At 69.9% G+C, this 19,922-nt stretch carries 20 protein-coding genes and 1 pseudogene; 14 read left to right on the top strand and 7 right to left on the bottom strand.

All coding sequences use genetic code 11. From position 1 onward, the window contains the following. Positions 1-59: 59 nt before the first annotated feature. Together OG735_RS42120 and OG735_RS35680 are read right to left on the bottom strand one after the other, a co-directional pair. A pseudogene (locus tag OG735_RS42120) lies at positions 60-164 on the bottom strand (LPFR motif small protein); the annotation flags it as partial. 58 nt (positions 165-222) lie between these two features. Further along, positions 223-1,086, bottom strand: coding sequence for an SCO6745 family protein (locus OG735_RS35680; protein ID WP_327327274.1), 864 nt, complete (start codon positions 1,084-1,086; stop codon positions 223-225). A 109-nt stretch (positions 1,087-1,195) separates the two neighbouring features. On the opposite strand from OG735_RS35680, the gene OG735_RS35685 reads away from it, so the two are divergent. Both OG735_RS35685 and OG735_RS35690 read left to right on the top strand, forming a co-directional pair. Then, complete coding sequence (locus OG735_RS35685) at positions 1,196-2,155, top strand: GlxA family transcriptional regulator (RefSeq protein ID WP_327327275.1); 960 nt, start codon at positions 1,196-1,198, stop codon at positions 2,153-2,155. Between the two features lie 82 nt (positions 2,156-2,237). Beyond that, positions 2,238-2,873, top strand: coding sequence for a DJ-1/PfpI family protein (locus OG735_RS35690; RefSeq protein ID WP_327327276.1), 636 nt, complete (start codon positions 2,238-2,240; stop codon positions 2,871-2,873). Positions 2,874-2,906: 33 nt separating this feature from the next. Here OG735_RS35690 and OG735_RS35695 read toward each other — a convergent pair whose 3' ends face one another. Next, on the bottom strand, positions 2,907-3,692 hold the full coding sequence (locus OG735_RS35695; protein ID WP_327327277.1) for an enoyl-CoA hydratase/isomerase family protein: 786 nt from the start codon (positions 3,690-3,692) through the stop codon (positions 2,907-2,909). A gap of 240 nt (positions 3,693-3,932) precedes the next feature. On the opposite strand from OG735_RS35695, the gene OG735_RS35700 reads away from it, so the two are divergent. Further along, on the top strand, positions 3,933-4,403 hold the full coding sequence (locus tag OG735_RS35700; RefSeq protein ID WP_327327278.1) for an ATP-binding protein: 471 nt from the start codon (positions 3,933-3,935) through the stop codon (positions 4,401-4,403). A 51-nt stretch (positions 4,404-4,454) separates the two neighbouring features. Here the strand turns inward: OG735_RS35700 and idi are convergent, their stop codons facing one another. The 4 genes from idi to galE form a co-directional block, all read right to left on the bottom strand. Next, positions 4,455-5,048, bottom strand: a complete 594-nt coding sequence (gene idi, locus OG735_RS35705; RefSeq protein ID WP_327327279.1) for an isopentenyl-diphosphate Delta-isomerase — start codon at positions 5,046-5,048, stop codon at positions 4,455-4,457. A 145-nt stretch (positions 5,049-5,193) separates the two neighbouring features. Beyond that, positions 5,194-6,441, bottom strand: a complete 1,248-nt coding sequence (locus tag OG735_RS35710; protein ID WP_327327280.1) for a bifunctional class I SAM-dependent methyltransferase/N-acetyltransferase — start codon at positions 6,439-6,441, stop codon at positions 5,194-5,196. Positions 6,442-6,679: 238 nt separating this feature from the next. Further along, positions 6,680-7,621 (bottom strand): cation diffusion facilitator family transporter, encoded by a 942-nt coding sequence (locus tag OG735_RS35715; protein WP_327327281.1) that lies wholly within the window; start codon positions 7,619-7,621, stop codon positions 6,680-6,682. 141 nt (positions 7,622-7,762) lie between these two features. Beyond that, positions 7,763-8,746, bottom strand: coding sequence for a UDP-glucose 4-epimerase GalE (galE, locus tag OG735_RS35720; protein WP_327327282.1), 984 nt, complete (start codon positions 8,744-8,746; stop codon positions 7,763-7,765). A gap of 282 nt (positions 8,747-9,028) precedes the next feature. Between galE and OG735_RS35725 the strand changes: the two genes are divergently transcribed. From OG735_RS35725 to hpnE, 11 genes are all read left to right on the top strand, one after another. Beyond that, positions 9,029-10,903, top strand: a complete 1,875-nt coding sequence (locus tag OG735_RS35725; protein WP_327328565.1) for a DUF5941 domain-containing protein — start codon at positions 9,029-9,031, stop codon at positions 10,901-10,903. Continuing rightward, positions 10,900-11,637 (top strand): phosphocholine cytidylyltransferase family protein, encoded by a 738-nt coding sequence (locus OG735_RS35730; RefSeq protein ID WP_327327283.1) that lies wholly within the window; start codon positions 10,900-10,902, stop codon positions 11,635-11,637. Before OG735_RS35725 ends, OG735_RS35730 begins: the two co-directional genes overlap by 4 nt. After that, entirely contained in the window at positions 11,625-12,686 is a 1,062-nt protein-coding gene (locus tag OG735_RS35735) for an iron-containing alcohol dehydrogenase family protein (protein WP_327327284.1), read from the top strand. The genes OG735_RS35730 and OG735_RS35735 overlap by 13 nt, the downstream gene beginning before the upstream one ends. Continuing rightward, positions 12,664-13,443, top strand: a complete 780-nt coding sequence (locus OG735_RS35740) for a CDP-alcohol phosphatidyltransferase family protein (RefSeq protein WP_327327285.1) — start codon at positions 12,664-12,666, stop codon at positions 13,441-13,443. Before OG735_RS35735 ends, OG735_RS35740 begins: the two co-directional genes overlap by 23 nt. Before the next feature lie 8 nt (positions 13,444-13,451). Next, the gene (locus OG735_RS35745) at positions 13,452-14,324 is read left to right on the top strand and encodes a glycosyltransferase family 2 protein (RefSeq protein ID WP_327328566.1); all 873 of its coding nucleotides are present in this window, start codon (positions 13,452-13,454) and stop codon (positions 14,322-14,324) included. Positions 14,325-14,423: 99 nt separating this feature from the next. Beyond that, positions 14,424-15,353, top strand: coding sequence for an ABC transporter permease (locus OG735_RS35750; protein ID WP_327327286.1), 930 nt, complete (start codon positions 14,424-14,426; stop codon positions 15,351-15,353). After that, the gene (locus tag OG735_RS35755) at positions 15,346-16,128 is read left to right on the top strand and encodes an ABC transporter ATP-binding protein (protein ID WP_327327287.1); all 783 of its coding nucleotides are present in this window, start codon (positions 15,346-15,348) and stop codon (positions 16,126-16,128) included. The genes OG735_RS35750 and OG735_RS35755 overlap by 8 nt, the downstream gene beginning before the upstream one ends. A gap of 427 nt (positions 16,129-16,555) precedes the next feature. Next, a complete protein-coding gene (gene hpnC, locus OG735_RS35760; RefSeq protein ID WP_327327288.1) occupies positions 16,556-17,467 on the top strand; it encodes a squalene synthase HpnC in 912 nt (303 codons plus the stop codon). Between the two features lie 8 nt (positions 17,468-17,475). After that, on the top strand, positions 17,476-18,414 hold the full coding sequence (hpnD, locus tag OG735_RS35765) for a presqualene diphosphate synthase HpnD (protein WP_327327289.1): 939 nt from the start codon (positions 17,476-17,478) through the stop codon (positions 18,412-18,414). Next, entirely contained in the window at positions 18,414-18,500 is an 87-nt protein-coding gene (locus OG735_RS42125) for a DUF6380 family protein (protein ID WP_362683427.1), read from the top strand. The genes hpnD and OG735_RS42125 overlap by 1 nt, the downstream gene beginning before the upstream one ends. Then, positions 18,497-19,885, top strand: coding sequence for a hydroxysqualene dehydroxylase HpnE (gene hpnE / locus OG735_RS35770; protein WP_327327290.1), 1,389 nt, complete (start codon positions 18,497-18,499; stop codon positions 19,883-19,885). The genes OG735_RS42125 and hpnE overlap by 4 nt, the downstream gene beginning before the upstream one ends. The last annotated feature ends 37 nt before the right edge of the window (positions 19,886-19,922 follow it).

A 19,922-nucleotide genomic window follows, 5' to 3' on the forward strand; every position in this document is an offset into this window, starting at 1 on the left:
GGTGCCGTGTCGCGCGCCGCCTCAGACGTGGCGGCTTCGGCGCCGCGTCCCGAGGCTCCGCCGAGGAGACGGGCCGGCAGCCGGAAGGGGAGCGTCACCACAGTGGCGATCGCCGAGCCGATCGAGCGGAGTACGTCGGCGATGGCGCGGAACAGGAGAGATATCTCCGCAGTCGGTCGCTGTCGTCGTCTCCAGGGTTGCCTTCGAGTGCCCCGGTAAACGTCAGCCCTTGCCGCTGAGGTTCGCGGGGAACGCGCCCGCTGCCGCCGCGGTGATCAGGAAGCCGCGCGCAAGCTCGGTGAGCCGCTCGGTGCCCTCGGCGCCCAGGTGCTCGTACGGCGCCCGGTCGAGGCGGTCCGTGTGCTCCTCGAGATCGGTCCTCAGCGCCGCACCCGCCTCGGTCAACTCGCCCTCGCCGTCCAGCAGTCCACGTTCGCGCAGCCGTCCCTCGGCCGCCTCCCAGTCCGCACGCCGCCAGCCGCGCGTGGCCAGAATCCAGCGCGGCGCCATGCCCTTGCCGGTGGCGGTGTGGCTCACCAGGGCCTCGACAGGGTCGAGCTCTGCGGAGAGCAGCGCCACGAGATGGGCGTCCCCGCGGTGCTCGCGCAGCAGGGTCGCGGCATGCCAGTAGGCGAGGTGCGGCTCCTCGGGCACGGGAAGATCGGCGTGCGCCGCGTACAGCGGCCGGGCGTGCCGGGTGCCCGCCTCGGCGGCGCGCAGCGCGAGCTCTGCGGCCTCCGCCAGCTCCTTCGACGCGACGACCTCGTCACCGAGCAGCCGCCGCAACGTGCTGTCCACGGCGCGCAGCCGCGCCTCCAGCACGGCCTCGGGGGTTGCGGTGTCCCACACCGCGGGCAGATGCCGGGCGATCAGCTCGTGGTTGAAGTTGTAGAAGGCCGCGGCGACCGCACCCGGCCCGACGGCGCCCATCGCGGCGCCGCGTCCGGCGAAGTAGGCGGCGCTCGCGTCCTCGACGCCGAGCTGAGCGAGCTCCTTCGTGAAGTCGGGCGAGAAGTAGACCGTCGAGTGCATCGGGTTGAGGGCATTGTGGCAGCGGCGGCCGGCGCGCGCGGGAAGAGAGCTCATAAGCAGAATGTTACCGACTGGTTGGTACGTAGTGAAGTCCGTGCTCATGGCAGAAAAGGTGGGGTACTCGTCATTGCGGCCATCTCCGCCACGGCGAAGCATGGACACCATGACCCAGCGATCCGTACTCGTCGTTCTCTTCGACGACCTGCAGAGCCTCGATGTGACCGGCCCGGTCGAAGTCTTCGCGGGCGCGAGCACGGCGGCGGGCGGCGCGTACGAGATCCGCACCGCGTCCCTGGACGGTGCCCCGATCCGTACCTCCAGCGGCCTCACGCTCGTCCCGGACAGCAGCCTCACCGACGCCGCCGATCCCCATACGCTGCTGGTCCCCGGCGGCAACGGCACCCGTACCCCGGACCCGCGCCTCATCGACTGGCTGCGCGTCCACGCCCCGCGAGCCGAGCGTCTGGTGTCCGTCTGCACCGGAGCCCTGCTGCTGGCCGAGGCCGGTCTGCTCGACGGCCACCGGGCCACCACGCACTGGGCCACCTGCGACCACCTCGCCCGCCGCTACCCGGCCGTCGACGTCGACCCGGACCCGATCTTCGTACGCGACGGAAAGCTGGCCACCTCGGCCGGTGTCACCTCCGGCATCGACCTCGCCCTCGCCCTGGTCGAGGAGGATCTCGGCCGGGACATCGCGCTGACCGTCGCCCGCCATCTCGTCGTCTTCCTCAGGCGGCCCGGAAACCAGGCGCAGTTCAGTGTCCAGCTCGCGGCACAGACCGCGCGGCGTGAGCCGCTGCGTGACGTGCAGCAGCACATCACCGAGCATCCGGAAGAGGACCTCTCGGTCGAGGCACTCGCCGCCCGCGCCCGGCTCTCGCCGCGCCACTTCGCCCGCGCCTTCCAGGAGGAGACGGGTATGACGCCGGGCCGCTACGTCGAACGGGTCCGTCTGGAACAGGCGCGCCGGCTCCTGGAGGACAGCCCCGACGGCGTGGAGGAGATCTCGCGCAGCTGCGGCTACGGCACTCCGGAGGCCATGCGCCGCGCTTTCGTCAAGACCCTCGGCACGGCACCGGCCGAATACCGGCGCCGCTTTCGCACCTTGACCACGAAGTAGCCGGAAGCAGCCTCAGAGCCTGCAGAAGCACGCAGAAGCCCGCAGAACCGGGATGAACCCGAACCGAGAGGGACCGACCACCATGCAGATCGCCATTGTTCTCTTCGACCGCTTCACCGCGCTGGACGCCGTAGGGCCCTATGAAATGCTCTGCCGCCTACCCGGCGCCGAGGTGGTCTTCGTCGCCGAGCACACCGGACCGGTCACCAACGACCGCGGCGACCTCGCGCTCGTCGCCGCGAAGACCTTCGCCGAGGTGAGCAGCCCGGACATCGTCGTCGTCCCCGGCGGCCCCGGCCAGAGCGACCAGATGGAGAACGAGATCCTGCTGGGCTGGCTGCGCGCCGTCGACGCCACCACGACCTGGACGACCTCGGTCTGTACCGGCTCGCTGCTGCTCGCCGCGGCCGGCCTGCTCAAGGGCCGCCCGGCCACCTCGCACTGGCTGGCCCTTGACTTCCTGCGCCAGTTCGGCGCCGAGCCCACCGGCGAACGTGTCGTCACCGACGGCAAGTACGTCACGGCCGCGGGCGTCTCGTCCGGCATCGACATGGGGCTCACCCTGGTCGGCAGGATCGCGGACGACGAGCACGCGCAGGCCGTACAGCTGCTCACCGAATACGACCCTCAGCCGCCGTACGACGCCGGTTCACCGCAGAAGGCCCCGGCCGCCCTGGTCGAGGAATTTCGTACGAAGAGCCGCTTCATCCTCCGGTAGGCCATCCGGTCAGGCGGCCATCCGGTCATCCGGTCAGGCGGTCCAGGTGAACCGGGGCACTCTGCGCTCCAGGAAGGCGGCGACCCCCTCCGTGAGGTCGCCGCTGACGCGCGCCTGCTCCTCCCAGTGCGTGTCACGGTCGGTGCGGCCCGTCGCGAACTCCTTCGCCGCGGCCTGGGTGAGCTGGGAGCGCGACGCGATGATTCTGGTGAACTCCGCCACCCGCTTCCCCAGTTGGCCACCCGGCAGTACCTCGTCCAGCAGACCGGTCCGCAGCGCCCGCTCCGTATCGATCAACTCGGCGGAGAACAGCAGATACTTGGCGGCGGCAGGACCCACCAGCGAGACCAGCCGCCGGGTGGACGAGGAGGGGTAGACGATTCCGAGCTTCGCCGGCGTCACCCCGAACAGCGCGCCCTCCTCCGCGAACCGCAGATCGCACGCCGCGGCCAGCTGGCAGCCGCCGCCCACGCAGTAGCCGCGCACCGCGGCGAGCGTCGGCTTGGGGAACGCGGCGAGTGCCTCCTCGGCTCGCACGGCCAGTGACTGGGGGTCCTCGCCGGGCTCGCGCAGGGAGGAGATGTCGGCGCCGGCGCAGAAGGTCGGGCCCTCGCCTGTCAGCACCAGCGCCCTTACCTCCTCGTCCGCCGCCAGCTGTCCGAGCAGCTCGGGCAGGGCCCGCCACATCCCGGCGGTCATGGCATTGCGCTTGGCGGGATTGCTGATGACGACGGTGGCGACACCGTCCGCGACGGTGTGCGTCAACTGCGGCTGCTGCTCGGGCAGCTCGGACGACTCGGACGACTGGGGCGGCTCCATGAGCCGGATGCTATCCGCCGGACCCGAACCTATGGTCGTTAGGTGAGGGTGGTCACGGATCCGACGAAGCGGCCAGAAGGAGATCAGGAACAGTCGCGCAGCTGATGCTGTCATACGCACCCGGTCAAAAACCGTCGATTGGCGCTGACTTCTGCTCAGCAGCCCGGTCCGGACCAACTGACTCCCAACACTTATTACTCGATGGTCAGTGGCAGTCGATCCGAGGGTGGGTGCCGGACTATGGAGAGCCGTGGGAGCGTCCCGGCCCGGCCATTGTCGTACGAGGGCGTCTGGCGATTCACCGCTCCTGCCGTCGACATATCGGTCCCGCAGGCCAGGCATGCCGTACGCGATCTACTGAACCGCCAAGGCGTACCGGTCGGGGACGATCTCGTCCAGGGACTGCTGCTGATCGTGTCCGAACTGGTCACCAACGCCGTACGGCACGCCGCCCTGCTCTCGCCCGAAGTTGCCGTCGAGGTCGCCATCGGCGCTGAGTGGATCCGCGTCTCCGTGGAGGACAACCACCCGTACCGGCCCAAGGCACTGGAGAAGGAATACGGGCAGACGGGCGGCCGCGGTCTGCTGCTCGTACGGGAGATCACCCTGGAGGCAGGCGGATCCTGCGACGTCGAGCACACCGCGAGCGGCGGCAAGATCATCTGGGCCGCGCTGCCGCTGAAACCGGTCGGCGACAGCGCGCCGCTGTAGCCGCTTGACCGCTTGGGCCGGACCTAGGACCTACTGCGGACCCGGCTCGCCTCACCAGCCGCCGGACGGCCCCGTGAGCTCCTTGATCGCCGGCCGCGCCGCGTCCAGCACCGTCATGAACCACGCAGAGAACGGCGCCTCCGCATGCCGGTCGGCCAGCTCCTTCGGCGTCACGAAGACCGTCTCGCCGACCTCCTCCGGGTCCGGTCGCAGCGGAGCCTGCGCCAGCCCGACGAAGAGGTGGTTGTACTCCTGCTCGACCAGGCCCGAGTCCGGGTCGGGGTGGTTGTAGCGGACCGTGCCCGCCTCGGCGAGCAGCGAGGGCGACATGCCCAGCTCCTCGTACGTACGCCGGGCGGCGGCCGCGAACGGGGCCTCGCCGGGGTACGGGTGGCCGCAGCAGGTGTTCGACCAGACACCGGGGGAGTGGTACTTGCCCAGCGCGCGACGCTGGAGCAGCAGCCGCCCCTGCTCGTCGAAGAGAAACACGGAGAACGCCCGGTGCAGCTGTCCGGGCGCCTGATGTGCGGAGAGCTTCTCCGCGGTGCCGATGGTGGTGCCGTGCTCGTCGACCAGTTCGAGCAGGATCGCTTCTGGTGCGCCGTTCGACGAGCTGTTCGCCGCGGTGGCTGGTGTGGTCGGCATACCCATCCTTCGCTTCGGTCCTCGGCCCTGCGGGGCCTGCCCAGTCTGCCGCACAAAAGCGGCTTGTCCGTACTTCGGCAGCCCGGGCATGTCCGCCCTCGCCGCGTCGGAACGCGGCGAGGGCGACCCTACTCACCAGAATTCATCAGACCCCGAACGCCGCCGGATAGCGGATCGTGCCGCGCGGCACGCCCCCGGAGCCGTCGAGTACAAGGGCCATCATGGCCTCGTCGGCCACCTCGAAGGTTGGTCTGATTCCGTACCGTGAGGCCGGTTCGAAGCCGAACCTCGGGTAGTAGCCGGGATGCCCGAGGACCAGGACGAGCCGCTCTCCGCGCACCCTGGCCAGATCCAGCACAGCCCGGACGACCGCCTGGCCGGCACCCTTGCGCTGGTGCTCGGGAGCCACCGCGACCGGCGCGAGCGCCACCGCCGGAACGTCCTCCACATGGCACCGGGTGAGCAGTGCGTACGCCGCCACCGTGCCGTCCGCCGCCTCGGCGACATACGACGCCCCCGGCAGCCACGCCGCACCGTCGAGACGCAGCGCGTCCACCAGGCATGCCTCCTCCGTGGTCGCGAACGCCGCGGCATTGACGGCGCGCACGGCCGGGATGTCGGCCGCCGCCTCCGGCCGGGTGCGCCAGCGTGCGTCGGCGGGACGCAGCGCGTAGCCGGTGTAGCCGTACTCCGTGCCGTGCTCATGGCGCATGGCGATCTCCGCCCGGGTGGCTGCGAGCGCTTGCGCCATGCCAGGAGCCGCGACATCCCCGGCGTCGGCCCGCTCGCCGAGCGGGCCGTAGTACTCGTCCCAGTCGCTCTCGGGCTGGCGGTGCACCCCGAGGACGGTGTATCCCGCCGCGACCGCCGCGGAGGTGTTCTCGACGGTGGTACGCAGTGCGTAGTGCTGGTCCCAGAAGGCGCGGGCCTCGGCCGAGGGGTTCCCGGCCGTCCACTCGCACTCGGTGAGAACCAGTGAGCCGCCCGGCGCGAGCAGCCGCCGCCACTGCCGCAGAGCGGTGTCGAAGCCGATGTTGTACGCGGAACTCTCCGCCCAGACGAGGTCGAACGAGCCGTCGGGGAAAGGGAGTTCGGCCATGTCGGCCTTGATGGTACGGATCGCGTCACCGAACCCGCGGGCCTCGGCGGTGTGCCGTAGCTCGTCGAGGAACGGCTCGTGCAGATCGACCGCCGTCACCTTCGCACCGGCCTCGGCGGCCAGCAGCAGGGCGGACCGGCCGGGGCCGCAGCCCAGATCGAGCACGCGCGGACGCGTAGGCAGTGGCCCGGCGAGGGCGAGCAGCCGACGGGAGGTGTTGTCGGAACCGGGGCCCTGCCGCGGAAGACCGTGGTGCAGGGCGAAGAAAGCGTCGTGGAGAGTGTTGTCGGACAACGTGGGAACCCTTGAGTGTGTGCGGGCTCCGGCCGGCGTACGGGATCAGGTCAGTCGTACAAGATCAGATCAGAGATACGTGATCAGGTCAGACGTACGTGATCACGTGATGCGAGATCAGGTCGGCCGGGAGCCCGGAAGCCGAGGACGGACCAGGCGTGGCGCTGCGCGGGGCAGCCTGCACTGCGACGGTCATCAACTCAGCTCCTCTCAAGCGTGGCGGTCAGACTAGCAGCGCTCAGTGACAGAGCTTGGCCTCGTGCTCCGCATGGCCAACGGGCTCCAGCTGGAAAGTGCAGTGCTCGACATCGAAGTGATCCCCGATGCAGCCTTGCAGATCGTGCAGCATCTTCTCGTGGCCGACCGAGTCCAGGGCGCCCTGACTCACCACCACATGCGCGGAAAGCACCGGCATCCCGGAGGTGATTGTCCAGGCGTGCAGATCGTGCACGTCCTCCACGCCGGGAAGAGCGACGATGTGCGCCCGCACCTCACCCATGTCGACGCCCTGGGGAGCCGCCTCCAGCAGGACGTTGAGGGTTTCCCGCAGCAGTTTCCAGGTGCGCGGCACGATCATGAGGCCGATGACCAGTGACGCGATGGGGTCGGCCGCCTCCCAGCCGGTGGCGATGATGATGCCGGCCGAGACCAGCACCGTGAGCGAGCCGAGCGTGTCCGCGAGCACCTCCAGATACGCCCCGCGCACATTGAGGCTCTCCTTCTGGCCGCGCACCAGCAGGGACAGCGAGATCATGTTGGCGACGAGACCGATGAGGGCGAAGGCGATGGTGAGCGCGCCCTTGGTCTCGGCCGGTGTGATGAAGCGCTGCACCGCCTCGTACAGCAGATAGCCGCCGACTCCGAGGAGCAGCAGACAGTTGGCGAGGGCCGCGAGGATCTCGGCCCGTGCGTAGCCGAAGGTGCGGTTCTGTACGGCCGGGCGGTTGGCGAAGTGGATCGCCAGCAGCGCCATTGCGAGGCCGACCCCGTCGGTCGCCATATGGGCGGCGTCGGCGATCAGGGCGAGGGAGCCGGAGAGCACACCGCCGACGATCTCCAGGACCATCACGCCCAGCGTGATCGTCAGCGCGATGCGCAGGCGCCCCTGGTAGGCCGCGGCAGCGGTGCCGGTCGGCGGCGGTCCGCCGTGCGAGTGCCCGTGATCGTGCCCAGCCCCCATGAGGACGCCTCCTGGTCGTCGAAACGATCTGCCGAGACCTCAGTGAACTACGGGTGGGGGGTATCGGGCAACACGGCACTGAACACCGTTGTCATATCACCTGACCTGCGGAAATGACCGCAGGTCAGGGCGCTGACAAGATCATTTGATCCGAGCCTCCGGGTGCCGCAGGCACCAGCCGTCCCAGGCCGACTCGACCATCTCGCGCACACCTCGCGAGGACGTCCAGTCCAGCTCCTTGGCGATCAGATCGACCGAGGCGACGGCCTTCGCCGCATCGCCGGGACGGCGCGGCTCGACGACCGGCTCGTCGGTGAACCCCGTGATCTCGGCCACCACGTCGGCGAGCTCGCGCACCGAGACACCGACCCCACGGCCGATATTGACCGTCAGATCCCCGCCGCCGTCCTGCTCGGCCAGCCGGCGCGCGACCGCGAGATGGGCGTCGGCCAGATCCGAGACATGGATGTAGTCACGGATGCAGGTGCCGTCAGGGGTCGCGTAGTCGGCGCCGAAGATCCGCGGAGCCTCACCGCGGGTGATCCGGTCGAAGAACATCGGGATGATGTTGAACACCCCGGTGTCGGCCAGCTCCGGCCGCTCCGCCCCCGCGACATTGAAGTAGCGCAGACAGGCGGTGGACAGGGAGTGCGCCCGGCCGGTCGCCCGGACCAGCCACTCGCCCGCGAGCTTCGTCTCGCCGTACGGATTGATCGGCTCGCACGGAGCGGACTCGGGGATCAGGTCCATCTCCGGTACGCCGTACACGGCGGCCGATGACGAGAACAGGAACTGCTTCACGCCGGCCTCGACGACCGCCTCCAGGAGCACCGTCAGACCGTGCACATTCTCACGGTAGTAGTGCAGCGGCTGCTCGACGGACTGTCCGACCTGCTTCTTCGCCGCGAGATGTACGACACCGGTCACAGCGTGCTCGGCGAGCGTGCGGTCCAGCAGCTTCCGGTCCAGGACCGCCCCGCGCACCAGCGGGATCCCCTCCGGCAGCCGCTCGGCGACGCCCGACGAGACATCGTCGAGGACCACGACCCGCTCACCTGCCGCCGTCATGGCCCGCGCCACATGCGCTCCGATATACCCCGCCCCACCTGTGATCAGCCAAGTCATGCCGACCACCCTAGGCCCTGCCGGTCCGCGGTTTGTCGGGCGAGGCATGCATCGACGATGATGATCGCGGCGGGCCCTTCGGGGCCCGGTCCGTGCCGAGCGGGGCGTAAACGGCCAGTGAACTCCCGCTTCCGTTCATCCGATAGCCTCTGCCGACGTGCCGCCGCCCGCGTAGCCGGGCCGGGCCGCCGCACCCGCACCGTCAGTTCCAAGGAGTGAGTTCGTCTGTCGACCGCCATCCTCACCGGTCCGCCGGTACCCGGATCGTCGCTCGAGGGCGATCTGCGGTCGCTGGGCTTTGACGTACGGGTCGCCTCCGGCGCCGAGGACACCGCCGCGCTGATCGACGCCGTACCGGTCGCCGACCGCGTCGCCGTCGTCGACCCCCATTTCGTCGGGCACGTCCACGCGCTGCGGCTGGCACTGACCGATCCCCGCTTCCCGGCCGCCGCGGTTCCGGGCGCGCTCACGGCGCAGCCCGAGGCGCGGACTGCCCTGAGCCGCGCACTGTCGGTCACCGCGGGCACCGGAACGACGTCCCGCGCGGACGGACCCGCACCGTCCGGAGCCGCCGCAGAGGGACCCGCACGGCCCGGAGCCACCGCAGAGGCGGCGACCGGCGCACGGCCCGGCGGCGTGGCCGACACCAGCGACACCCTGTCGGCCGTCCAGACCGCGGTGCTGCCCGACGCGCTCGCCGACGCGCTCGACGCGGACGGCACCGCCGTGCACCGGCCCGAGCTGGGGTCGCTCGTCGCGACCGTTCCCGGTGACCCACAGGCTCGCAATGAGGCCCGGCAGGCAATCGCCGCGGTCGATGACGAAGCTGTACGCCTGCGCTCGGCCGTGAAGGCCCGTGACGGGTTCTTCACCACCTTCTGCATCAGCCCGTACTCGCGCTACCTCGCCCGCTGGTGCGCCCGCCGCGGATTCACCCCCAACCAGGTCACCACCGCCTCGCTGCTCACCGCGCTGATCGCGGCGGCCGGAGCGGCCACCGGCACCCGCGCCGGATACATCGCGGCAGGCCTGCTGCTGCTCTTCTCCTTCGTCCTGGACTGCACCGATGGGCAGCTCGCCCGCTACTCGCTGCAGTACTCGACGATGGGCGCCTGGCTGGACGCGACCTTCGACCGTGCCAAGGAGTACGCCTACTACGCGGGCCTCGCCCTCGGCGCCGCCCGCAGCGGTGATGACGTCTGGGCGCTCGCGCTCGGCGCGATGGTGCTGCAGACCTGCCGGCACGTCGTCGACTTCTCCTTCAACGAGGCGAACCACGACGCGACGGCCAACACCAGTCCCACGGCGGCCCTCTCCGACAAGCTCGACAGCGTCGGCTGGACGGTCTGGATACGCCGGATGATCGTGCTGCCGATCGGTGAGCGCTGGGCGATGATCGCCGTGCTCACTGCCGTGACCAGCCCTCGCACCGTCTTCTACGCGCTGCTGATCGGCTGCGGGCTGGCTGCCTGCTACACCACCGCCGGCCGTGTCCTGCGCTCGCTGACCCGCAAGGCGCAGCGCACCGACCGCGCCGCCCGGGCGCTCGCGGACCTCGCCGACTCGGGCCCACTCGCCGAAGCCGTCGCGCGCTCCTTCAGGACGCGTGCGCAGAGCCTCCCCGGGTTCCTGCCGCTCGCGACCGCCGTGGCCGGCGGCGCCGCTCTCGTGGCGACCGCCGCCTTCACCGACTACGGCACCGTCTGGCCCGCCCTCGCCGCTGTGGTGTATGTCATCACCTCGGGCCTCGCCGTCGCCCGCCCCCTGAAGGGCGCACTCGACTGGCTCGTCCCACCGGTGTTCAGGGCCGCCGAGTACGGCACTGTCCTGGTGCTCGCGGCCCGCGCCGACGTGAACGGGGCATTGCCCGCGGCTTTCGGGCTGGTAGCGGCAGTCGCCTACCATCACTACGACACGGTCTACCGCATCCGCGGCGGTACGGGCGCGCCCCCGCACTGGCTGGTGCGGGCGATCGGCGGGCACGAAGGACGGATCCTGGCAGTCGCGCTGCTGGCCGCCCTGCTCAACAACTCGGACTTCACCACCGCGCTGACGGTCCTTGCTGTGGCCGTGGCACTCGTGGTGCTCGTCGAGAGCATCCGCTTCTGGGTGTCCTCCGGAGCACCCGCCGTACATGACGAAGGAGAACCCGCATGATCGGCCTTGTACTGGCAGCCGGTGCCGGACGGCGTCTGCGCCCCTACACCGACACGCTCCCGAAGGCCCTCGTGCCCGTCGACGGCGACACCACCGTCCTCGACCTCACCCTGGGGAACTTCGCGGAGATCGGGCTCACCGAGGCCGCCATAGTCGTCGGCTACCGCAAGGAGGCCGTGTACGAGCGCAAGGCCGCCCTCGAGGCGAAGTACGGCCTCAAGCTGACCCTTGTCGACAACGACAAGGCCGAGGAGTGGAACAACGCCTACTCCCTGTGGTGCGCCCGTGACGTCCTCAAGCAGGGCGTCATCCTCGCCAACGGCGACACCGTCCACCCGGTCTCCGTCGAGCAGACCCTGCTCGCCGCCCGCGGCAACGGCCAGAAGATCATCCTTGCCCTCGACACGGTGAAGCACCTCGCCGACGAGGAGATGAAGGTCATCACGGACGGTGACAAGGGCGTTCAGCGCATCACCAAGCTGATGGACCCGGCCACCGCCACCGGCGAGTACATCGGCGTCACCCTCATCGAGCCCGAGGCTGCCGACGAGCTCGCGGACGCGCTGAAGACCACCTTCGAGCGCGACCCCGACCTCTACTACGAGGACGGCTACCAGGAGCTCGTGAACCGCGGCTTCACCGTGGACGTGGCCCCCATCGGCGACGTCAAGTGGGTCGAGATCGACAACCACGACGACCTCGCGAAGGGCCGTGAAATCGCGTGCCTGTACTGACCCGGCTGATCCCGTCCCCGGTCGTCGTCGACATCCGCACGGGAGCCCTCGACGACCTGGTCGGCCTCCTCGCCGACCAGCGGATCTCGGCGTCGGGCAGGCTCGCCTTCGCGATCAGCAACGGCTCCGGCCAGGCGCTGCGCGAGAAGCTCGCGCCACTGCTGCCGGACGCCGACTGGTACGCGGTCGCCGACGGAACGATCGACTCGGCCGTGAAGCTGGCCGACGACATCAAGGGCAAGCGGTACGACGCGGTCGTCGGTCTCGGCGGCGGCAAGATCATCGACGTGGCGAAGTACGCCGCGGCCCGCGTCGGGCTGCCGATGGTCGCAGTCGCCACGAACCTCGCGCACGACGGGCTCTGCTCCCCGGTCGCCACTCTCGACAACGACAACGGCCGGGGCTCCTACGGAGTCCCCACACCGATCGCCGTCGTCATCGACCTGGATGTGGTCCGCGACGCCCCGGTGCGCTACGTACGTTCCGGCATCGGCGACGCGATCTCGAACATCTCGTGTGTCGCCGACTGGGAGCTCTCCCACCGGCTGACCGGCGAGTCCATCGACGGACTGGCCGCCGCAATGGCCCGTCAGGCCGGCGAGGCAGTGCTCCGGCATCCCGGCGGCATCGGCGACGACGCCTTCCTCACCGTCCTCGCCGAAGGGCTGGTCCTGACGGGTATCTCGATGTCGGTGGCCGGCGACAGCCGACCCGCCTCCGGCGCCTGCCATGAGATCAACCACGCCTTCGACCTGCTGTACCCCAAGCGCTCAGCGCTCCACGGCGAGCAGGTGGGCCTCGGCGCCGCCTTCGCGATGCATCTGCGCGGTGCCCACGACGACGCGGGACTCTTCGCCGAGGTGCTGCGCAGACACGGCCTGCCGGTGCTGCCCGAGGAAATCGGGTTCTCCACGGACGAGTTCGTCAAGGCCGTGGAATACGCACCGCAGACCCGTCCGGGCCGCTTCACCATCCTCGAGCACCTTGACCTCACCACCGATCAGATCAGGGACGCGTACGCCGACTATGCCAAGACCATCAGTAGCTGAACTCCGTCCGGTCGTTCACCCGGAGGGAGTGAAGGACCGGCGAAGCGGCGAGCACTGGGGCGGCCGCCTGTACATGCGCGAGATCTCCCTGCGCATCACCCGCCGCCTGGTCACCACCAAGGTCACGCCGAACCAGCTGACCTACCTGATGACCCTCTGCGGCGTCCTCGCGGCCCCCGCCCTGCTCGTGCCGGGCGTCTGGGGCGCCGTCTTCGGCGTCGTGGCGGTCCAGCTCTACCTGCTGCTCGACTGCGTCGACGGCGAGGTCGCCCGCTGGAAGAAGCAGTTCTCGCTCTCCGGCGTGTACCTGGACCGCGTCGGTGCCTACCTGTGCGACGCGGCGGTCCTGGTCGGCTTCGGCCTGCGCGCCGCCGACCTGTGGGGCCCCGGGCGGATCGACTGGCTGTGGGCCTTCCTCGGCACCCTCGCCGCGCTCGGCGCGATCCTGATCAAGGCCGAGACCGACCTGGTCGGGGTCGCCCGCCACCAGGGCGGGCTGCCGCCGGTCAAGGAGGCGGCGTCCGAGCCCCGCTCGTCCGGCATGGCACTGGCCCGCCGGGCCGCCGGCGCGCTGAAGTTCCACCGGCTCGTCCTCGGCATCGAGGCGTCCCTGCTCATCCTGGTGCTCGCCGTCCTGGACGCGGTCCGGGGTGACCTGTTCTTCTCGCGCCTCGGCGTCGCCCTGCTGGCCGGCATCGCGCTGCTCCAGACGCTGCTGCACCTGGTGTCCATCCTGGCCTCGAGCAGGCTCAAGTGAGTACGCCCATGAAGCTCGGCGCGGTCATCATCACGATGGGCAACCGCCCCGACGATCTGCGCGCCCTCCTCGACTCGGTCGCCAAGCAGGACGGCGACCCGATCGAGGTGGTCGTCGTCGGCAACGGCGCCCCGGTGACGGACGTGCCCGAGGGTGTACGCACCGTGGACCTACCCGACAACCTGGGTATCCCCGGCGGACGCAACGTCGGCATCGAGGCCTTCGGCCCGTCCGGCTCCGGCGTCGACGTACTGCTCTTCCTGGACGACGACGGACTGCTGCCCAACAACGACACCGGGGAGCTGGTGCGCCAGGCCTTCGACGCCGATCCGGAGCTGGGCATCATCAGCTTCCGGATCGCCGACCCGGAGACCGGGCTCACCCAGCGCCGCCACGTCCCGCGGCTGCGCGCCTCCGACCCGATGCGCTCCTCGCGGGTGACGACCTTCCTGGGCGGCGCCAATGCTGTCCGTACAAAGGTCCTCGCCGAGGTCGGCGGGCTGCCCGACGAGTTCTTCTACGCCCATGAGGAGACGGACCTCGCCTGGCGGGCGCTGGACGCGGGCTGGGCGATCGACTACCGCTCGGACATGCTGCTGTTCCACCCGACGATGCCGCCGTCCCGGCACGCGGTCTACCACCGCATGGTGGCCCGCAACCGGGTCTGGCTCGCCCGCCGCAATCTGCCCGCGCCCCTGGTCCCCGTCTACCTTGGTGTCTGGGTGCTGCTCACACTGGCCAGGCGCCCTTCGGTGTCCGCGCTGAAGGCCTGGTTCGGCGGCTTCAAAGAGGGCTGGCAGACGCCCTGCGGTCCCCGTCGGCCGATGAAGTGGCGTACGGTATGGCGGCTCACGCGACTGGGCCGACCGCCCATCGTCTGACAAGCTCGGTTCTGGGATCATCGGGCGTACTCCCAGGACCGGCGACGTCCGAAGCAGCGCCCGACCTGCCGCGCATCTTGAACACGAAAGTTTCAACTTGTGAGTGACACAACCCATGACGGAGCGATCGCGATGACCGCCCCGCCATCTCCCGACGAAGGCCTGACCTCGGCGCAGCTCGCAGCCAAGTACGGCCTGTCGGTGAGCGGTGCCCGGCCGGGGCTCGTCGAGTACATCGGGCAGCTCTGGGGCCGGCGCCACTTCATCCTGGCGTTCTCCTCGGCGAAGCTGACCTCGCAGTACAGCCAGGCCAAGCTGGGCCAGCTCTGGCAGGTGGCGACCCCGCTGCTGAACGCGGCCGTCTACTACATGATCTTCGGCCTGATCCTCGACTCGGGACGGGGGATGGACAAGGAGGTCTTCATCCCCTTCCTCGTGACGGGTGTGTTCGTCTTCACGTTCACCCAGACCTCGGTGATGGCCGGTGTCCGGGCGATCTCGGGCAATCTGGGGCTGGTGCGGGCGCTGCACTTCCCACGCGCCGCGCTGCCGATCTCGTTCGCGCTGCAGCAGTTGCAGCAGCTGATGTTCTCGATGATTGTGCTGTTCGTCATCGCGGCCTCGTTCGGCAGCTATCCGTCGCTCAGCTGGCTGCTGATCGTGCCCGCGCTGGCCATGCAGTTCGTGTTCAACATCGGGCTGGCCCTGATCATGGCGAGGCTGGGCAGCAAAACACCGGACCTGGCCCAGCTGATGCCCTTCATCATGCGCACCTGGATGTACGCCTCGGGCGTCATGTTCTCCATCTCGGTGATGCTCAAGGACAAGCCGGAGTGGATCGGCCATGTGCTGAGTTACAACCCGGCGGCGATCTACATGGACCTGATCCGGTTCGCGCTGATCGACGGGTACGGCGCGTCCAATCTGCCGCCGCATGTCTGGGTGGCCGGAGCCCTCTGGGCCGTGCTGCTGGGCGTCGCAGGCTTTGTGTACTTCTGGAAGGCTGAGGAGCGGTACGGCCGTGGCTGACAACAACCAGGGACGCATCCCGACTGTCATCGCCGACGATGTGCACATCGTGTACCGGGTCAGCGGCGGCAGCGGCGGCAAGGGCAGTGCGACCGCGGCGCTGAGCCGCATCCTCCGACGCGACAAGCGAGAGTCCCGCGGTATCCGCAAGGTGCACGCGGTACGCGGTGTCTCCTTCACCGCGTACCGCGGCGAGGCGATCGGCCTGATCGGCACCAACGGCTCCGGCAAGTCGACCCTGCTGCGCGCCATCGCGGGCCTGCTGCCGACGGAGAGCGGCAAGGTCTACACCGACGGTCAGCCCTCCCTGCTCGGCGTCAATGCCGCGCTCATGGGCGATCTGACCGGCGAACGCAACGTCATTCTCGGCGGACTGGCGATGGGCATGACGCGTGAGGAGATCCGCGATCGCTACGAGGGGATCGTGGACTTCTCCGGAATCAACGAGAAGGGCGACTTCATCACCCTTCCGATGCGCACCTACTCCTCCGGTATGGGAGCGAGGCTCCGCTTCTCCATCGCCGCGGCCAAGAACCACGACGTCCTGATGATCGACGAGGCTCTGGCGACCGGTGACCGCAAGTTCCAGATCCGTTCCGAGGAACGAATCCGGGAGCTCCGAAAGGAGGCCGGCACGGTCTTCCTGGTCTCTCACGGTGCCAAGTCGATCAGGGACACCTGCGACCGCGTCCTGTGGCTGGAGAGGGGCGAACTCCTGATGGACGGCCCGACCGACGAGGTCATCAGGGCGTACGAGAAGGAGACCGGCAAGTAGTCCGGTCCCGATCGAAGTCCCGGTCGAAGGCTCCCGTCGTGACATCCAGGCGGGGGCCTTCCGCGTCCTTCGAGGGGACGGCAGGGCAGGAGCCGCAACCGCTCCGGCCGGGAGCGTCAAGTGAAGGTCAAGTCCTGTGTCGCCAGGGAAGGTTGACCGGGATTGGAGTGTTCTTGTAACGCGCGCAACACCCCGACGTATCACTGGGCGTTGTACAACGTAAGCTGTACCGGTGCTGAATTGCGGCAAGTAGGGCGATACTCCCTAGGAATCCTGTCCGCCGGGCGGTCTCCCAGCGGGGAGGATGGGCGGCGTGTCCGAAATAGGATGTATTGGGTCGGCAGTGTAGAACGGGAGATGTGACGGCAATGACGGAAAATCTCCAGCTCCGCGAGGCTTTCGCCGTCCCCGCACCGGGCAGCGCGCCATGACTGGCACCCGGGTGGCGCGCCCCGAGGAATCCGTGCGCGCCACACTCGACAAGGCCGCGGACGAGAACTTCCCCGTGGCCCCCTTCTTCCTGCCGCGCGCCTGGCGCGACGACCTGATGGCCGTCTACGGCTACGCCCGCCTCGTCGACGACATCGGTGACGGCGACCTCGCACCCGGCGGCGCGGACGCCCGTCACCTCGGCGTGGACCCGGCACTGGCCGAGGACCGGCTCGCCGTGCTCGACGCCTTCGAGGCCGATCTGCGGCGCGTCTTCGACGCCACGCCGCGGCATCCCCTGCTGCGCGCCCTCCAACCGACGGTACGCCGCCGCTCGCTCACCGCCGAGCCCTTCCTCGGCCTGATCGAGGCAAACCGCCAGGACCAGCTGGTACGGCGCTACAAGACGTACGACGATCTCCTCGCCTACTGCGAGCTGTCCGCCAACCCCGTCGGCCGCCTGGTGCTGCAGATCACCGGCACCACCAGCCCCGAGCGCGTACGCCGCTCCGACGCCGTGTGCACCGCGCTCCAGATCGTCGAACACCTCCAGGACGTGACCGAGGACCTGGGGCGCGACCGGGTCTATCTGCCGGTCGAGGACATGGAGCGGTTCCGCGTCACCGAGGCCGACCTCGCCGCGGGAACCGGGAGCGCGTCGGTGCGCGTCCTGGTCGCATACGAAGCTGAACGCGCCCGGCAGCTGCTGAATGAAGGCACCCCACTGGTGGGTAGCGTCCACGGCAGGCTGCGGCTGCTGCTCGCCGGATTCGTGGCCGGGGGGCTCGCCGCCCTCACCGCGATCGCGGACACCGGACACGATGTCCTGCCAGGACCGCCCAAGCCCACCAAGGCGAATCTGCTGCGTGAAGTGGGAGCTGTCTTGCGAAGAGCGCGTAGAGAGGGGTGAGCCGGACGATGGAGGGACCGACGGAGGTATCCGCACCGGTGCAGGCCGCGTACAGCTACTGCGAGGCCGTCACCGGACAGCAGGCGCGCAACTTCGCCTACGGCATCAGGCTGCTGCCGACCGAGAAGCGCCAGGCGATGTCGGCGCTGTACGCGTTCTCGCGACGTGTCGATGACATCGGCGACGGCACCCTCGAGCCGAAGGCCAAGGAGGACCGGCTCGAGGGCACGCGGGACCTGCTGGACCGGATCCGGCAGGACGCGGTCGACGAGGACGACATCGACCCGGTCGCTGTGGCGCTCGCGGACGCGGCGCGCCGCTTCCCGCTCCCGCTCGGCGGGCTCGACGAACTCATCAACGGCGTGCTGATGGACGTGCGCGGCGAGACGTACGAAACCTGGGACGACCTGAAGGTCTACTGCCGGTGTGTCGCGGGCGCGATCGGGCGTCTCTCGCTCGGCGTGTTCGGCACCCAGCCCGGCGCGCGTGGCGCCGAGCGCGCCGCCGAGTACGCCGACACGCTCGGCCTCGCCCTCCAACTCACCAACATCCTCAGGGACATTCGCGAGGACGCGGGCAGCGGACGCACCTATCTGCCCGCCGACGACCTCGCCAAGTTCGGCTGCTCCGCGGGCTTCCGCACCACCACCCCGCCGCCCGGGTCCGACTTCGCCGGCCTGGTGCACTTCGAAGTCCGGCGCGCCCGAACGCTCTTCGCCGAGGGCTACCGGCTGCTGCCGATGCTCGACCGGCGCAGCGGCGCCTGTGTCGCCGCGATGGCCGGCATCTACCGCCGACTGCTCGACCGCATCGAGCGCGACCCCGAGGCGGTGCTGCGCGGCCGCGTGTCCCTGCCCGGACGCGAGAAGGCGTACGTCGCCGTGCGTGGCCTGTCCGGACTCGACGCCCGGCACATCACCCGGCAGACCCTCAGGGGGCGTTCCTGATGCCGGCGCACGCGCACAAGCGGCGGGCAACCGTCCGCCACGGCGCGGCGTCCCTCACGGCAACGGCCCGAGGGGAGGTCGCATGACGGACGACGACGACATGCGGTCCCGGCACGCGGTGGTGGTCGGCGGGGGACTCGCCGGAGTCACCGCGGCACTGCAACTCGCCGGCGCGGGAGTCCGCGTCACGCTGGTCGAAGGCCGCCCTCGTCTGGGCGGTCTCGCCTTCTCCTTCCGCCGCGGTGACCTCACCGTCGACAACGGTCAGCATGTGTATCTGCGCTGCTGCGCCGCATACCGCTGGTTCCTCGAGCGGGTCGGCGGTGCTCATCTCGCCCCGCTCCAGGACCGGTTGGACGTACCGGTACTGGACGTGGCGCGTGCGCGGGGCCCGCGGCTCGGACGGCTGCGCCGCACCGCGCTGCCCGTGCCGCTGCACCTGGCCGGCAGCCTCGCCACCTACCCGCACCTCTCGCTCGTCGAGCGGGCGAGTGTCGGGCGCGCCGCGCTCGCCCTCGGAAAGCTCGACCCGGCCGACCCGGCGCTGGACGGTATCGACTTCGCTACCTGGCTGGGCCGCCACGGCCAGTCCCAGCGCACCATCGACGCCCTCTGGGACCTCGTCGGCGTGGCGACCCTGAACGCCACCGCGCCGAACGCCTCGATGGGCCTTGCCGCGATGGTCTTCAAGACCGGGCTGCTCTCCGAGCCCGGCGCCGCCGACATCGGCTGGGCGCGCGTGCCGCTCGGCGAACTCCACGACACGCTGGCTCGCAAGGCGCTCGACTCCGCAGGCGTACGCACCGAACTGTCGACCCGCGTCAGGGACATCTCCCGGGCGGAGTACGGCCGCTGGCACGTCGAGGTGGCCGGCGAGCAGCTGGAAGCGGACACCGTCGTGCTCGCCGTACCGCAGCGAGAGACCCACGCCCTGCTGCCCGAAGGGGCGCTCCAGGACCCCGACCGGCTGCTCGACATCGGCACCGCGCCGATCCTCAACATCCATGTCCTGTACGACCGCAAGGTGCTGCGCCGCCCCTTCTTCGCCGCGCTCGGCACTCCGGTCCAGTGGGTCTTCGACCGCACCGAGGCCTCGGGGCTGCAGCACGGCCAGTATCTGGCGCTGTCCCAGTCCGCCGCCGAGGACGAGATCGACGCGCCCGTCGCCGTACTGCGCGAGCGGTATCTACGCGAGCTGGAACGGCTGCTGCCCGCCGCGCGCGGCGCCCAGGTACGCGACTTCTTCGTGACCCGGGAGCGGACGGCGACCTTCGCCCCGGCCCCGGGAGTCGGCAGGCTGCGACCCGGCGCGCAGACCCGCGCCCCCGGCCTGTACCTTGCGGGCGCGTGGACCGCCACCGGCTGGCCCGCGACCATGGAGAGCGCCGTACGCAGTGGCTTCAGCGCCGCGGGTGCCGCACTTTCCGCGCTCGGCCGCCCCCATGAACATCCGCTCAAGGAGGCGGCGTGAGTCTGAGTACTGGAACAAAAGGAGAGACCGTGCCGAC

Origin of the sequence: Streptomyces sp. NBC_01210 (assembly GCF_036010325.1) — a bacterium.
Lineage (GTDB): Bacteria > Actinomycetota > Actinomycetes > Streptomycetales > Streptomycetaceae > Streptomyces.